The following is a 15,606-nucleotide window of genomic DNA, read 5'->3' as shown; positions in this document are numbered from 1 at the left end:
AAAAATGAATGGATAGAAAATAAGCGGAAAGTGGCTCTGCTCCGCATAACTGGGCCTCTAACAAGTTTTGTTTATGAAAAAAATCAACAGTAGTCAATTGTCATCTGGGAATCATTAAAAATCAAAAATATTCATGAGTAATACAGCAAAATCAGTGCTGCCCGCCCGACAAGTGCGCAGCAAAGCAGGCCATTACCGGTCTATGATGAAAAAGTGGATAAAGATCATGTGCCTGATCCTTGTGATCACATGCTATACACAACTAAAGGCAGGACAGACGACCTATCAAAACGATAAAGTGACGATCAGTGTCCAAAATACACCCTTAAAAGAGGTCTTGAGAAAAATAGAGCAGCAGACCAGCTATCTTTTTATTTACGCTAAAAACATCGATGCGAACAGATCTGTTTCGCTAAGTGTTCAGCAGCAAAGCGTTTCTGTTGTACTGGACCGATTGTTAGCCCCTTTAAACCTGGGTTATAGAATAGAAGGACAACATATAACCATTATTAACCAAAGAACGCCTGAAAAAAAGCCCGTTTCCACTGGACAGACCAGGCAGCTGCGCGGGCGCATCATCGATGGGAAGACAGGAAACGCCATCTCAGGCGCCAGTGTTCGCGTCCAGGGAACGACAGAAGGAACCAATACGGACAAAGACGGATTATATACCCTGAAGACCACCATAAAAGAAGGCGTATTAGTCGTGAGTTATGTCGGATACAACGATGTAGAAATTAAAGTAAATGGCAAAGAAAACTTTTACGAAGGCGCTTTATATGAAAAGGTGAACGATTTGAATGAAACGGTCGTGGTGGCCTACGGTACACAGCGAAAAATCAGCAATATAGGTGCCCAGGCGACCATGAAAACCAGTGATTTAAAAATTCCTTCCTCCAATCTGACCGCAACACTGGCAGGTCGCTTAGGGGGTGTGATCTCCGTACAACGCTCAGGTGAGCCTGGGAAGAATTCGGCGGACATCTGGATCAGAGGCATTGCCACACCCAACAGCGCCACGCCCTTGATTTTGGTGGACGGGGTGGAACGCTCCTTTAATGACATTGATCCCGAAGACGTAGAGTCGCTGACCATCCTAAAAGACGCCTCCGCCACCGCCGTATACGGCGTGCGTGGTGCCAATGGCGTTATTATTATACGAACCAAACCCGGGAAAATAGGTAAACCCACCATTAATGGGGATTATTATGAATCCTTCATCAAGTTCACCAAAAAAGTAGAATTGACTGATGGTGTTGGTTACATGCAGGCCGCCAATGAAGCGTTGATCAACGATGGACTTACGCCAAAATATACCCAGGATTATATCGATAATACCAGACTTGGAAGAGATCCTTATTTATACCCTGATGTAGATTGGCTGCGGGAGACCTTTAATGATTGGGGCCACAACCGCAGAGCCAATGTCAATGTCAGGGGTGGTAGTGAAAAAGCCATCTATTACGCTTCCGTCAGCTATTATAATGAGACCGGTATGATGGCTACGGACAAAACCATAACCGGATATAATTCCAAAATGAAATATGACCGGTATAACTTTACCACCAATATTGCCATAAATGCCACCGCTACCACCAAAGTGGAGATCGGTGCACAGGGTTATTTAGGCGAAGGGAATTATGCCGCCATTGGCTCCCATGATGTTTATAATTCAGCCATGGGCATATCCCCGGTAGATTATCCAAAAATGTTTTATGTCCGTGGAGAACCCTTCGTGCCAGGCATCAATCCCAATGGAGGCTTTCGCAACCCATATGCAGATGCCACCAGAAGAGGCTACAATAACCTTTCAAAAAATCAGGTGTATTCCAACTTAAGGGTAACCCAGGATCTGGATATGATCACCCCCAATTTGAAACTATCCGGTATGTTCGCCTATGACGTTTATAACGAGGTTAGCTTAAACCAGAGCCGCCGGGAATCTACCTACTACTTTACAGATATCAATGTACCCTATGATATGGAAGGGTATCCTATTTTGACCAAGACCTACACAGGCTCCGACGTGCTGGATTACAGCCAGGGGTCAAAAGGCAATAAAAAGACCTACCTGGAAGCCTCCTTTACTTATGACCGGGCTTTTGGCGACCATAGAGTTAGTGGCTTGTTATTATACAACCAGCAACAACGACTCGAATATCCACAAGGTACCCTGGAAAATGCCATTCCTTACAGAATGCGCGGACTGGCCGGCAGAGCAACCTATTCCTGGAAAGACCGTTATTTTGCAGAGTTTAATATTGGTTATACTGGCGCCGAGAACTTTTCACCTAAAAAGCGCTATGGAACCTTCCCAGCCTACGGCGTAGGCTGGGTGGTCTCCAATGAAAAATTCTGGGAACCAGTAAAAAGCGTCTTCTCCTTTTTGAAGTTCAGATACACTGATGGCCGTATTGGCAACAGTAATGTATCAGACAGACGCTTTATGTACTTAGACCAGATCAAAGGCAATGGTTCATTTGGCTACGTATTTGGGCCCAATGGAGATAAATACGGCGGTTATGAGATTGTCAATAACGCTGTAGACCTTACCTGGGAAGAATCCCGCAAGCAAGATTTTGGGATTGATATGCGTTTTTTCGGAGACGACCTGTCCATTGTCATAGACCTGTTTAAAGAAAGACGCTCCAATATCCTGATTAAACGGGAAAATTCCATACCCTCATTTATTGGCTTTAATATGGCCTCCCCTTATGGCAACGTAGGGATCGTAGAAAACAAAGGGCTGGACGGTACCATTGAATATAACCGGCATATCAATAAGAACTGGACTGTTAGCCTAAGAGGCAACTTCACATACAATAATGACAAATGGGTCAAAGGAGATTTGCCGGAACAGCGTTATCCATGGATGAATCAGATCGGACAAAAAATCTTAGGACAGACGGGTTATATCGCAGAAGGGCTCTTCACCCAATCGCAGATAGATGATATGGACCGCTGGAATATCCTATCTGAAGAAGATAAGCTCATCACTCCCAGACCCTTTGCCTCTCAATTTGGTAATGTCAAGGCAGGGGATATTCGTTACAAGGATTTAAACAATGATGGCAAAATCGACGCCTATGATAAAACCTATATTAACCGAGGCGATGTGCCGGCCATTGTGTATGGTTTTGGTTTTACCGTGAAATACAAAGAGCTTTCTGTGGGTGCCCTTTTCCAGGGAGTAGCCAAGGCACAACGAATACTTAGAGGTAATAGCATTCAGCCCTTTAACGGCGGTGGAGGCGCAGGTAATCTTTACGCAAATATAGAAGACCGTTGGACAGTGGATAATCCCAATCAAGACGCCTTTTATCCAAGACTTTCCTATGGAGCGGAGACTGCCGACAATCAGAACAACTTTCAGCCGAGTACCTGGTGGGTCCGCAATATGGATTTTTTAAGGCTCAAGACCCTGCAGATCTCCTATAACCTCCCTAAAAGCTGGGCATCCAAGCTGTCACTAAAAAATGCAGCCGTCTATATGATGGGTTATAACCTGTTTACCATAACCAAATTCAAACTCTGGGATCCAGAACTCAATACAGACAACGGAAGCCAGTATCCCAATACCAGCTCCATGTCCCTGGGCGTAAACTTCACTTTTTAAAAAAACAGAGATGAAAAGCAATAGATCAATATTTAAAATATTTAACCGCCATTCAGTGCCGCTTAAATCAAAGGACCTTGGCGGGAAGCTAAAAGCACCTTTGCAAGGACATAGGGTTTGTTATGCCTATTTCTTTGCACTAACCCTCGCCTTTGTCCTTACCTTATCTTCTTGTTCCAAGTATTTTGATCAGGTACCCCAGGACCGGTTATCCATGTCCGAAGTCTTTAAGACAAGATCCGGCGCTTTAGGTTATTTAGGCAATGTCTACACCTACATTCCCGATGAATTCAATCAAAGACAGGTCCATGAAACAGTGCTCTATAGAACCCCTGGTCCCTGGACAGCCGCTTCAGACGAAACAGAATATGTATCTCCCGGCAATAAAGCCAAGCTGATAAACTACAACACCCTGGACGCCACCGATGAGACGATGGTTAAGTGGCGTTGGAAGAGTTGGTACACAGGCATCCAGCAGGCCAATGAATTTATGGCAAGCATCGATAAAACACCTGCCGACCAGGTCAGCACCTCAGAAAAAGTCCAGTGGAAGGCTGAAGCCAAGGCACTCAGAGCCATTTATTATTTCTACCTGGTCCGGGCTTATGGACCGGTACCGATTTTGACCGAGGAGTATACCCAAAATACACCTACAGAAGAACTGCAGCTTCCCAGAAATCCGGTAGATGAATGTATTAGTTATATCGTTACACAGCTAAAAGAAGCACAAAAGGAAGGCTTATTGCAAAGTGCTACTTCAGATGCGGTAACGGGTTATGGGAGAATTGACCAGGCCGTAGCTCAGGCTTTTGTTATAGAAGCACTGACCCTTAGAGCCAGTTGGTTATTTGACGGAGAAAGTAACTATTATGCCAATTTAGTTAACCTGGACGGCACTAAACTTTTCCCCGAAACACCTAATGCAGCCACCATTAAAAGCAACTGGCAGAAAGTCGCCGATGAATCCGCCGATTTCTTAAATAGATTTGGCAGTCGTTTTAAACTGATGTATACAGATAATAGTGGTAAATCTGTTCCCAGTCCAGATGATGCAGGCTTTGACCCTTATGAATCTTACAGACGTGCCGTACGTACCCCAAGAAGCGAGATTGGCAACAATACAGAAATGATATTCTACCGGATCGATAACTCCGCAGGTACAATGGAATATGACCGTATGCCCAATGATCACCGAATCAGCGACGGCAACTACAAAGGCGGAAGTCTTCTGGGTGCTACTCAGGAGCAGGTAGACGCCTATTTTATGAGTAACGGACTTTCGCCAATCAACGGCTATAAAGCAGATGGCGTAACACCAAATATCAACGAAGCCTCCGGTTATGTAGAGGATGGATTCAGTAAGTCAGATTACAAATCTTCTACGGGACAATTATATGCCCCCGCCGGTACCCGAATGATGTATGTAAACCGCGAGCCCCGGTTTTATGCAGACATCACTTTCAATGGGCAGAAATGGTTTGACGGAACCAATGGTGGCAATATAACAGATTTTTATTATAGTGGATCCTGTGGTAAGCTCTATGGCGTCAATGATTATAGCAGTACAGGGTATCTGGTGCGTAAGTGCATGGGAGCCGGTAATCGCAATCAACCCTTGGTCTGTGTGCTGCTGCGCTTGCCCAATATTTATTTCAACTATATGGAGGCCCTTGCTCATATAAGTCCTTCCAGCCCTGAGCTGTGGAAGTATATGAATATGATCCGCAAACGTGCCGGCATCCCCATGTATGGAGAAGGCGCAAATGCATTACCGCGGCCAACTAGTTTCGATGACGTCATGGAACTGATCCGCAAAGAAAAAGAATAGAACTGGCTTTTGAAAATACCCGCTACTTTGACCTGCGCCGCTGGGGACTGGCCACTACCTACCTGAATAAACCCGTTCATGGCATGAATGTAAATGCAGATGGTAATGACTTTTTCACCCGCACACAGGTTGTTGACCGGTATTTTGACCGCCAGTATTTCTTCCCCATTCCACAAGGGGAGATCGATATAGACAAGAACCTGGTACAAAATATAGGGTATTAAATTTTAAAAGGAAGATCAGGTGTAAGAGGTTCAGAGGGTTCGGATAGGTTAAATTGTACAGATCGTTCCTCGATTTAGGTAAGTCAGTTTAAGTAGCAAGTTTTTAGGTAAATAGTTAATAATGTTTTTTGGGGGCCTGGTGTTCGCCAGGCTCCTAAAAAAGCCTTAAACAAATAGCCACTGCAACCAGTACACTGATCACTTTGATACACATAAATATTTATGAAAATGAAAATATATATCGTTTCTGCTACTTTTTTGCTCCTCGGCTGTATTGTCAGCAGTGCCTGTAATCATCAGGTGAATAAAAAGTATGTGCTGGATTATGATATTGTGCCAGCCTATCATAACGAAGATACCTGGAAGGCCTATGACGCCTTTAATCAGTATCTGTTAGATCCAGTAACCAGCGTTTATAAAGTTAATAATGACATTGCCGACGGCGCCAATTCTAAATCCACTATCGGCGCCATCTGGACCCAGGCAATATATTGGGATATGGCCATGAATGCCTATAAACTGGCAGAGCAGCAGTCAAATACCCAGCGTGCCACTCAATATAAGCAACTGGTCGCTGATATCTACAAAGGGGACAGTGCTCATTATGTTGGTTTTGATTTTGATAACCAGGATCCAAACGACGGCTGGTTTATATACGATGATATCATGTGGTGGACGATCTCCTTTTCCAGAGCCTATGGCCTGTTTAAAGACCCACAATATCTAAAAAGAGCCGATGAAAGCTTCTGTAGGGTCTGGTATGGTTCCTACAAGCTAAAAGACAGAGGGTCTTATGACAAAGTAAATGGCGGTATGTTCTGGCAATGGAATAACCAAAATCCGCCCGATAACAGCGGAACTGGGAAAATGTCCTGTATTAACTTTCCAGCAGTTATCGCCGCGGCGACATTATATAATAATATTGCAGCCTCCGATGTACAACACCAGGCAGACGACAAAATTGGTTTTGACGGCAATCCCGATTACCCAAGATGGCTTAGCCGGGATACCTACCTGAAAATGCCAAAGAGATCTATGAGTGGGGCGTCAACAACTTATTTGATAAAGGCAGCGGCAATGTAGCAGACAGTCGCCATGAAAACAGTGTAGACTGGCATGCGACCCTCTATAATCAAGGCACATTTATTGGCGCTTCCTGCATACTCTACAAAATTACCGGTGAGCAGTCTTATTTAGATAACGCTATACTCGCGGCCAATTACACAATGAACGTGATGTCTGCTCCATTGTTTATCCTGCCCAATGGCGGTGGAACCGAGCAAGGTATTTATACAGCCATCTTTGCTCAGTATATGCAAATATTGATCAAGGATTGTGAACAAACAGATTTTCTTCCCTGGATGGAACGCTCTATTGGATATGGATGGAACAACAGAAATGATAAAAACCTGACCATAAAGGATTATACCAAGAAAGCGGGGCCTACGGTTAGTTGTTATGACGCCTCAGGTATCCCGGCTTTAATGTTGTTATTTCCCTCAGAAAAATAATTAAAAAAGTAAGCAAATGAGAAAGCAAATGAGAAAGATGATTTTATTGCTGACCCTTGGATGCACTTTACTGATGCTGCAGATAACCTCATGCAGCGAAGAAAAGCACCATTTTGAGGCTGCAACAGAAATAAAGGATGCCTATATCGTCAAACTGGATACCCTGGTATCTAATATGACCACCTTGTCACAAAACGCAGATTACGGGACACACGCAGGACAGTATCCTACGGAAAGCCGTGCAATTCTGACGGATGCCATTAGTAATGCCAACCGCTATGTGCTGCTGATCAAATATCAGGATCCTGCGCCCTCAGAGAGCGAAAAAGAGCGCTATATTACCCAGATCAATAACGCCATAGAAAAATTTAACAACAGCCTGCGCACAGAAGATGCTGAAACCATACCAGCTGAGCTCTTTGTTGATGGCAAAACCACACAGTCTTATATTGACTTTGGCAGAAGTCGGGATTATACCGTATTTGGCGAAACTGGAAATCAATCATTTACCATAGAATTCTGGGTGAAGATTATGGAGCGCGGCCCTTATGATAACAGTATCTTTTTATGCACCTATTTGTCCAATGGAACAGACCGGTGGAGAAACGGCTGGATGATGTACTGGAGAAAGTCAAATAACGGTATCTATCGGGTTACCTGGGGTGGTATCGTCTCCGACAGCCGGTACGGCCTATGGGAACCTAATTTTCCAGCACCAGCTGAACAACAATGGCAACATTTTGCCTTTGTCTATAGCGATAAAGGTCTGGAAGGCAATCCTGCCTTAAGAGCCAAACTCTACCTGAATGGAGAAGTAGTTGCCACTCAAAACAATGGCAATACAGCAGAAGTGTATAATTCTTCCGACTACGATAACTACGACAAACCCATGACCGCATTTTGCCGCTGGATCAATATGGAAAAAATGGAAGAAGGCTTTTCCGGATACATGAAAAAGATCAGAATCTGGAAAGAAGCCAAATCAGATGATTATATCAAATCTTCTTACATGGAACAGACCGATATCCGGGGTAAAGAGCCAAATCTGGTAGCGGCCTGGGATTTTAGCAGCAAGCCCACCGGTAGTGATAATGTCGTATTGGATCTGACTGGTAAACATGAGGCCAAACTCATTGGCACCTATAAGTGGGAAGTCATACAATAGAAAATACAGACTCGAATAATAATTAGATAAATCTATTTATAATATGAAAGCATTGATAAATCATAGATCAGCAAGGGTATCGGGATCAACAAAATCGAAAAGAACGGCCTATTCAAATAGGCCAAAAGCAGGGATGCTTTTACTTGTGATCAGTTGCATGCTCACCCTGGTTTTTGCCATAGGATGTACCTCTGAAACCAAAGACCTTGGTTTTATAACCAATACCAGTTTAAGCACGATCCAAACCCAGCGGGATAACTTACAGGCCTTGCTAAACAGTTCCAAATATGGAACAGCGCCTGGAACCTATCCGGAAAATTCCAAAGACATCTTAACCAAGGAAATCAAATCCCTGGATGAACTAATCGACAACCTTAAGGCAGGAGGTTCGATTTCCAAGGAGGCATTAGCCGAAACGGTGACCGGCGTCAACCAAGCTATAGATCAGTTTAAAGACAGTAGGCTGTATAACCTGTCTGAACAGGCCAGAAGCTATGCTAATATGCTCAAGGCAAAAGCTAAACAATTTGATGTTTTGCTGAAAGATGATACCAAGTGGGGTAATCATAAGGGCCAGTACCCGATTGACAGTAAGCAATATCTGGAATCTGCCATTGCCGCTCTCAATAGTTTGGTGGAAAATATCCTGTCCGGTTCTATTACAAATATGACCCAGGAATTGTATGACGATGCAATGCAATCGGCAGATCAGGCCATGCAAAAGGTCGAAGATACCAAATGGCAGGAAGATAATATTGTCTGGAATCTGTTTGTGGATGGCAATAATGGTGGTTATATAGATTTTGGTTATAGCCCGGATTATGTAAAGTTCGGACCAGATGGACAACAGGCATTTACCATTGAACTTTGGGTCAATATTACCGAGTATGTCACGGAATCTGGCCAGGATAATAGCAGTTTTTTGTCTACCATGACCAAAAAAGATTATTATAGCGGCTGGAGAGCACAGGACAGGAAAAAAGGGTTATTAAGAACCATGGTTGCCCATTGGGAAGACAGTGGCCCATCCAATGCAAAAGAGTGGGAGCCAGGCTGGAAAAAGGAAGACAACTGGACGATGAACAGATGGACACATTACGCCTTTTTATTTAGAGATCAGGGATTACCTGGATTTGATACACCTACCGACGTAAAATGTTATTCCATGATTGATGGTCAAAGACAGGGGGAGATTATCCGTGTCGGAGAGCCTTGGAGAACTTATATTTCGGATAATTGTATCAAATACCAGGTGCATATGACAGGATTTTGTTCACTGGATGACGATGGTAACCGCCATGAAGCATTCTCCGGTTATATCAAAAAAATCAGGATCTGGAAAACCAATCGATCAGAGGATCAGGTCAGAAATGATTATTTAGGCCTATCTACAGACGTTACTGCAGACAATCCTGATCTGGTAGCCGCCTGGGATTTTGAAAAGAAAGGCAATAAGCCTACGGCTACTGAATTTAAGGATCTGACCGGCCGCCATAACGCTAGCCTTAAAGGAAGCTTTAAATGGGTAGAATCCTCCGAAGTGCCACAAAATTAGCAAAGTGCAAAGGCAGGAAGAAAAGTGAATTGAACTCTTTTAGACCTTGGCTTTATTGCATGTATTTGTAGAAATATTCGAATGGCCACAATAAAATAATAATTTATTTTATTGTGGCCATTCGATTTTATGAGACCTAATTTTTTACGACAAAGACATATTTACGATGCGGCTGATCCAAATGATGCACTTAACTGAGCAGCTTTTGTTAGATATTTAACTTTCTTGGGCATATCTTTCTGAATTTTACAGCTTCTTTGAACGCCTATTTTTACAGGTCGTTGTCGTTATAATTAAAATTTTCAACTATTATACTTGTGGCACCTTAGTTATTTTGTAGGCGCTTTCACGAATCAATAATATCCGTCGCTTCTTGGGATTTAGCTTGAGGACGATATAATAATCAGGGTGAATTTTATTTATCGCCTTTTGTAATTCATAAAAATATCCAGGTTCGGTCTTACTACCTTCACAAACAATCAATAAGAGTTTTCTTTGTGGTATAAGCATTTTATTCAAATACGTTATCAATATGGTGAAGGTTAGGGAGCGCACCAAATTTTCCAGCCATATACCATTTTTCAAAGGGTATATCCTCTTTTATGCCTTCAAAATCCTGTAAACAATATAATTCACTGGCACCATTGTCTTTTTTTTCTGTGAACCAAATTTGGTCTCGTCTTAATAAGTTTTTTTCTAATAAAGATATATCGTGCGTTGAAAAAATTAATTGGGCTCCCTTATTGTTATAGGAGGATAAAAACAATGTTAACAAGAACCTAGTCACATGAGGATGCAGGCTTGTATCAAACTCGTCAATTATCAGAACACTCCCATTATTGATCGCATCCAAAATTCTTGCACCCAGTATAAATAATGTCTGTGTTCCTTTAGATTCTTCTGAAAAGGTTAATGATTCTATTTTTTGTTGCAACATCCCATCATCATATAAATCATGTTCTGCATGGATAATATACTCAGAAACAAATCCTAATTGAACTGAAAATTGATCCTTTGTTGCTTTGTCACTTATAGTAATTCCTTTAATTTTTGTATCTATGGCTGTTATTAAGTTTGATACTTGTCTTTTGAGTAAGCTGTTCTTCAATAATTTTTTGAGATCTCTGCTTGGATTGCTGCATTATCTTTTCTAAGAGAAGATCCATAATTGTTTCTGAAATATTGATATACAGGGGTTAGTATGTCGTCTGGGTCTTCGGCGAATCTAGAAAGGAATAATTGATTCTTGAAAATAGTGAATTCTTTCTTTCTATATTTTATGATAACGGTTGTATTGTCATTCTCTTGCAAATTTTTTTCGTTAGTATCTTCATCTCTAAAATAAATATTAGATTTTCTATTGTTTGGGTAATAGTCTAAAGATTCACTTATGACTTGGTTTTCTTGAATTTGGAATTTTAGGTTATATTTGATTTTTTTGGGACCTAAAAAGGTAATTTCAATTGATGAAGGATGGCTTTTTGTTTGCTTTTCGAACTTGAATGGTTTATATAATCTGATAGGAGTGTCTACAATAGGCCTGTTTACAATGAAGTCTATTACATCTAGTATTGCCTTAATTAAGTTTGATTTACCTGATGCATTTGGTCCATAAACAATTGCTGCTTTTAATATTTTAAATTGTTGGCCCGCAGTATTTTCAAATTCTATTAAATTATTTGTTTCGGATTTGGCTGATTCAGCTTGCATACTGAAAACTGCCTTATTTTTATAGGAACGGTAATTTGTGAATTTGAAATCTAAGATCATAATTTGTTTATTTTGTACAAAATAAATAAATAAAAATGCATAATTGATTATTAATTACTAAATGTGTAAAAAAGTGATTAATATTGAATGATTTTTGTAATTGATTCTCATTCTAGGCGGCCATATAGCTTTTGTGTTGGGCACTAATTCTTGTACCGCCACTATCTTTTCCCCTTGGATGATATTTTTTGATGAAGTCTAATGCGATTTGAGTCATCAATGAAAAATTTTGTGTAGCTTCAGCCGCTCTTTTTTATTTTTGACCCTCCCGGAATGCATCATCAAGTGTCCAATATAATTTGGCTTCAACACCCAATGCCTTCGAATAGCGCCGTTGAACTGCTCCGCAATGTCTTTTTATTACTGAACTAATTACATTCTGCCAGTTCTTCTTTCCCTGCCTTTTAGTCTACTCTCTTACTGTGAACCATGGTGATACAAAATAGTTGTTTGCATTCTTTGCGACTACATACCCATTTCAGATTGTGGACAACTTTGGTCGTTCAGTGTTAGCCAATGTGATCGGTATGATTGTTTCCACATTAAGTACCTGTTTACGTTCCATTCTATGTTCCTTATAATAACGAAATTAAGCTAATGCTATACTGATCATCGTTTTTTTCGTCCCAATGAATAGCAAACACACAGGCAAACCAATACATGTAGATAAAAATGTTAATATAATTTATTCTAAAGAATCGATGTGGATAACCTAGACAATTATGGCTTAAGCTCTTATTCTCAAATAATTTGTCTATTTTTGTCGAAAATTGACAAGTCAATATAAGACAATGAATAGCCAATTCGGTTCAAAAATTAGAGCACTTAGAGAACAGCAAAACCTTTATTTACGGCAAGTCGCTGCCTATCTTGAAATAGACACGGCGTAATTGAGTAAAATAGAAAAAGGATTGCGGCATATGAAAAGGGGCTAGGTTGAGGTGTTGGCAATGAAATAAAAATTATGGAATTACAGAATTAGTAGTTTTACAGATTGTGAACCAGGTTATGGATATTGTGAAGGATAATGATGCGGCCATGCATGCTTCAAATATTGCCGGAAATCAGATTTTATTAGAGCATACAAAAAAAATAGATTTTATTTTATGGACTATATAGAAATAAAAGGTTATAAGTCTATTAAAGACGCGTCCGTAGACCTTGCGCCTATTAATATTTTAATTGGGGCAAATGGCAGTGGAAAAAGTAATTTTGTTTCTTTTTTTGATTTCCTTAATAAATTGTATAATCGTAAATTGAACGAATATGTTGCTCTGAAAGGCGGAAGTGACAAGATTTTGCATAAAGGAATTAAGAGTTCAAATACTATTTCGTTTAAGTTGGAATTCGATCGTGGCTTAAATGGTTATTCTGCAATATTACAATCTGGCACAGATGGCTTTGTATTGTTGAAAGAATGTTTAATGTATCAAGGTGATTCAAAGAATATAAGTAGGTCAGAAACAGAAGCAAATATTAAGTTTACTGATCATTTGGGAGCTAAATATATTATTAAATCTTTAAAAGGCTTTAGAAAGTATCATTTTCATGACACTGGTTCTAATTCTCCTTTTACCAAATATAGTAATATTGAAAATGATATATATTATTTCTATCAGGACGGTATGAACCTTGCTGCATTTATGTATTATATTCAGGAAACAAACAAAAAGGTTTATAATAGAATTATTAAAAATATTCAATCCATTGCACCATATTTCTCAGATTTTTATTTTGCTCCCAATAAAGAAAATAATATTCGATTGCAATGGATAGACAAATATAGTGACGTGGTTTTTGGTGCAAGTGATCTATCCGATGGTACAATTCGCTTCATTGCGTTATCTTTGCTTTTTCTGCAGCCAGATTTACCAGGTACTATTATCATAGATGAGCCTGAATTAGGTTTGCATCCAGCTGCAATTTCAAAATTAGCAGGGATGATTAAGTCAGCATCAGAAAGGGATTGTCAAGTTATTCTAGCCACACAGTCAACTAACTTAATCAGTTATTTTCAAGCCGAAGATATTCTAACAGTAGACCAGGTAAATGGACAAACAATATTTAATAGATTAAACAATGAAAATTTACAACAATGGTTGGATGATTATACCATTGTTGATTTATGGAAAAGAAATATTATTACTGGGGGGCAACCAAATTATTAATATGTGATGACTATTATAATTGTTTTCTAGCCTAAAACAGCATAAAAGTTTTGTAATAATGTTTTGACACCTCACCTAATACCTTTTAAAACTGTAGGGCCGAATAAACAAAAATAAGCATTGATACCAGTTATTACGGCATCTACCAAGTCGTCTCGATTAACAAAAATTACCTGGAATCATTTGCCAGTGAACCCATTGAGATTTCTCCCGCCCGTTCAGTTATCAGTTTACAGGTAGAAGATTTTGGCCTAAGTCCATAAAATGCCAATCCGGGATTTACAGGTAGCGGATATGTGAAAACAACCACAGAAAAAAACAGGCAAATTCGGGTACATGTCAATATTAAACAAAAGGGCACCTATTTACTGAGCTTGCGCTATGGCAATGGCAGTGGTCCTATAAACACGGAAAATAAATGTGCGATCAGAACCTTGCTGGATGGAAGCCATAAGCTCGGCACGCTTGTGATGCCCCAGCGCGGAAAAGATGGGTGGAGTAATTGAGGATGGAGCAATAAGGTTAGATGTGAGCTCGATAAGGGTGACCATGAATTAGAAATTTGTTTAAAACCTGCAGATGAAAATATGAATGTTGACGTCAATGAAGCGCTTATAGACGAGATACAGATTATGAAAATAGCAAATGATTGATGACCATTAACCTTTGGGCAGTATTTATCAGGCCCCCAATCTGAGACTCACATCGTCCGATAACTTTAGCGGTTATGATGGCTGATCTTTCTCAAAACGCAGGGACACCAGCATGTTTTTTGCAAATAAAAAACGGGCTAAAATTAAAGAATTTGTTATTGGGGGCTTTGTGGGGATTTTTTGAGACTGTCAAAATAAAAGCTGATATCTCTTTTTTGGCTAATGACTAAAGCTTCCTTAAGATGAATCCATCCAGGTACAAAGTGGTATTTCCCCTATTCTGAAATGCCACTTTAATTGTCTTTGTATGTCCCTTTGGCGCCTCAAGCGTTGTAAAACAAAGTTTGTTGCGCTTTATATTTTTACCATCTAAATAATAGTTTTCCTTGGCAGCTGTAGTTGTTTGGCCGGTAACTGCTGCAACATGATTAACCTGGCCTGATAAATTTCCAGCGCCTAATACGGAAAATTGAAGTTCATAACGAGCGCCTGAGCTGACATAGACATATTGATAAAGGCAATCACCTGGATTTAATTTGGCAGATGCTTTTCCAAATAATTTTACCGCTTTGCTCAATTTAGCGGTCCCTTGCCAAGGAAGCATATTGTCATTTAATTCAAAACCTGAATTTGGCAGCTCGTTGGCTTTATTGATGGGCCAGTGATAGGCCCTGATGTAATCCACCTGGAGAGATACGCTGCCCCCTTTTCCATAAGCCCCTAATAGTACATTCATAAAATGATCAGGACTATAAATCTGATGGGGATCATCATAGCTGTGCATCAATTTTCCATTTATATAGTGTTTTATAGCGTTAGGTGTCCATAACAGACCATGTATAACCCAATTACCTCTATGTTCGTAACCCTTGGCAATATCCGTGGCAAGATTATGAACAAATCGGCCATTACTGTCCACATGGCCATGCATGACAAATTGGGCATTCATATTTTCAAACATATCGATTTCAAAGAGTTGTCCTTTAGGCCGGATCCCCGCGACCCCACTTATTGTAGTACCCTTTTGATAATAGTACCTTAAATCAGGGCCTGGGCTGTCAAACCAAAATGCTGTATTCAGACCAGAGGGATGCCCTGTATAATTTCGCCTCACCC

At 40.5% G+C, this 15,606-nt stretch carries 12 protein-coding genes; 9 read left to right on the top strand and 3 right to left on the bottom strand.

The features are described 5' to 3' along the window. The first annotated feature begins 133 nt into the window (after positions 1–133). The 7 genes from FSB73_RS22955 (at position 134) to FSB73_RS22930 (ending at position 9,899) form a co-directional block, all read left to right on the top strand. Positions 134–3,616, top strand: coding sequence for a SusC/RagA family TonB-linked outer membrane protein (locus FSB73_RS22955; RefSeq protein WP_225974310.1), 3,483 nt, complete (start codon positions 134–136; stop codon positions 3,614–3,616). Between the two features lie 10 nt (positions 3,617–3,626). Further along, positions 3,627–5,444, top strand: coding sequence for a RagB/SusD family nutrient uptake outer membrane protein (locus tag FSB73_RS22950; RefSeq protein ID WP_262712433.1), 1,818 nt, complete (start codon positions 3,627–3,629; stop codon positions 5,442–5,444). Then, on the top strand, positions 5,441–5,668 hold the full coding sequence (locus tag FSB73_RS27150) for a RagB/SusD family nutrient uptake outer membrane protein (protein ID WP_317132888.1): 228 nt from the start codon (positions 5,441–5,443) through the stop codon (positions 5,666–5,668). Before FSB73_RS22950 ends, FSB73_RS27150 begins: the two co-directional genes overlap by 4 nt. Before the next feature lie 228 nt (positions 5,669–5,896). Further along, positions 5,897–6,751, top strand: a complete 855-nt coding sequence (locus tag FSB73_RS22945) for a glycoside hydrolase family protein (RefSeq protein ID WP_146787805.1) — start codon at positions 5,897–5,899, stop codon at positions 6,749–6,751. Then, positions 6,700–7,179, top strand: coding sequence for a glycoside hydrolase family 76 protein (locus FSB73_RS22940; RefSeq protein ID WP_146787802.1), 480 nt, complete (start codon positions 6,700–6,702; stop codon positions 7,177–7,179). The genes FSB73_RS22945 and FSB73_RS22940 overlap by 52 nt, the downstream gene beginning before the upstream one ends. A gap of 16 nt (positions 7,180–7,195) precedes the next feature. Further along, positions 7,196–8,344: a DUF4972 domain-containing protein gene (locus FSB73_RS22935; protein WP_146787798.1), complete on the top strand. Its 1,149-nt coding sequence runs from the start codon at positions 7,196–7,198 to the stop codon at positions 8,342–8,344. A 43-nt stretch (positions 8,345–8,387) separates the two neighbouring features. Continuing rightward, on the top strand, positions 8,388–9,899 hold the full coding sequence (locus FSB73_RS22930) for a DUF4972 domain-containing protein (RefSeq protein ID WP_225974309.1): 1,512 nt from the start codon (positions 8,388–8,390) through the stop codon (positions 9,897–9,899). A gap of 511 nt (positions 9,900–10,410) precedes the next feature. Here the strand turns inward: FSB73_RS22930 and FSB73_RS22925 are convergent. Both FSB73_RS22925 and FSB73_RS22920 read right to left on the bottom strand, forming a co-directional pair. After that, positions 10,411–11,007, bottom strand: coding sequence for an AAA family ATPase (locus tag FSB73_RS22925; RefSeq protein WP_146787793.1), 597 nt, complete (start codon positions 11,005–11,007; stop codon positions 10,411–10,413). Next, positions 11,004–11,669: an AAA family ATPase gene (locus tag FSB73_RS22920; RefSeq protein ID WP_146787790.1), complete on the bottom strand. Its 666-nt coding sequence runs from the start codon at positions 11,667–11,669 to the stop codon at positions 11,004–11,006. Before FSB73_RS22920 ends, FSB73_RS22925 begins: the two co-directional genes overlap by 4 nt. A gap of 1,106 nt (positions 11,670–12,775) precedes the next feature. On the opposite strand from FSB73_RS22920, the gene FSB73_RS22910 reads away from it, so the two are divergent. After that, positions 12,776–13,837, top strand: coding sequence for an AAA family ATPase (locus FSB73_RS22910; protein WP_146787787.1), 1,062 nt, complete (start codon positions 12,776–12,778; stop codon positions 13,835–13,837). 296 nt (positions 13,838–14,133) lie between these two features. Further along, positions 14,134–14,343, top strand: coding sequence for a carbohydrate-binding protein (locus tag FSB73_RS22905; protein ID WP_146787784.1), 210 nt, complete (start codon positions 14,134–14,136; stop codon positions 14,341–14,343). Positions 14,344–14,716: 373 nt separating this feature from the next. Here FSB73_RS22905 and FSB73_RS22900 read toward each other — a convergent pair whose 3' ends face one another. Further along, complete coding sequence (locus FSB73_RS22900) at positions 14,717–15,604, bottom strand: glycoside hydrolase family 16 protein (protein ID WP_158639688.1); 888 nt, start codon at positions 15,602–15,604, stop codon at positions 14,717–14,719. Positions 15,605–15,606: the final 2 nt, after the last annotated feature.

This window comes from Arachidicoccus ginsenosidivorans (assembly GCF_007971385.1).
Lineage (GTDB): Bacteria > Bacteroidota > Bacteroidia > Chitinophagales > Chitinophagaceae > Arachidicoccus > Arachidicoccus ginsenosidivorans.
The sequence above is the reverse complement of the archived record's forward strand: the minus strand, read 5'-3'. Positions and strand labels throughout refer to the sequence as shown.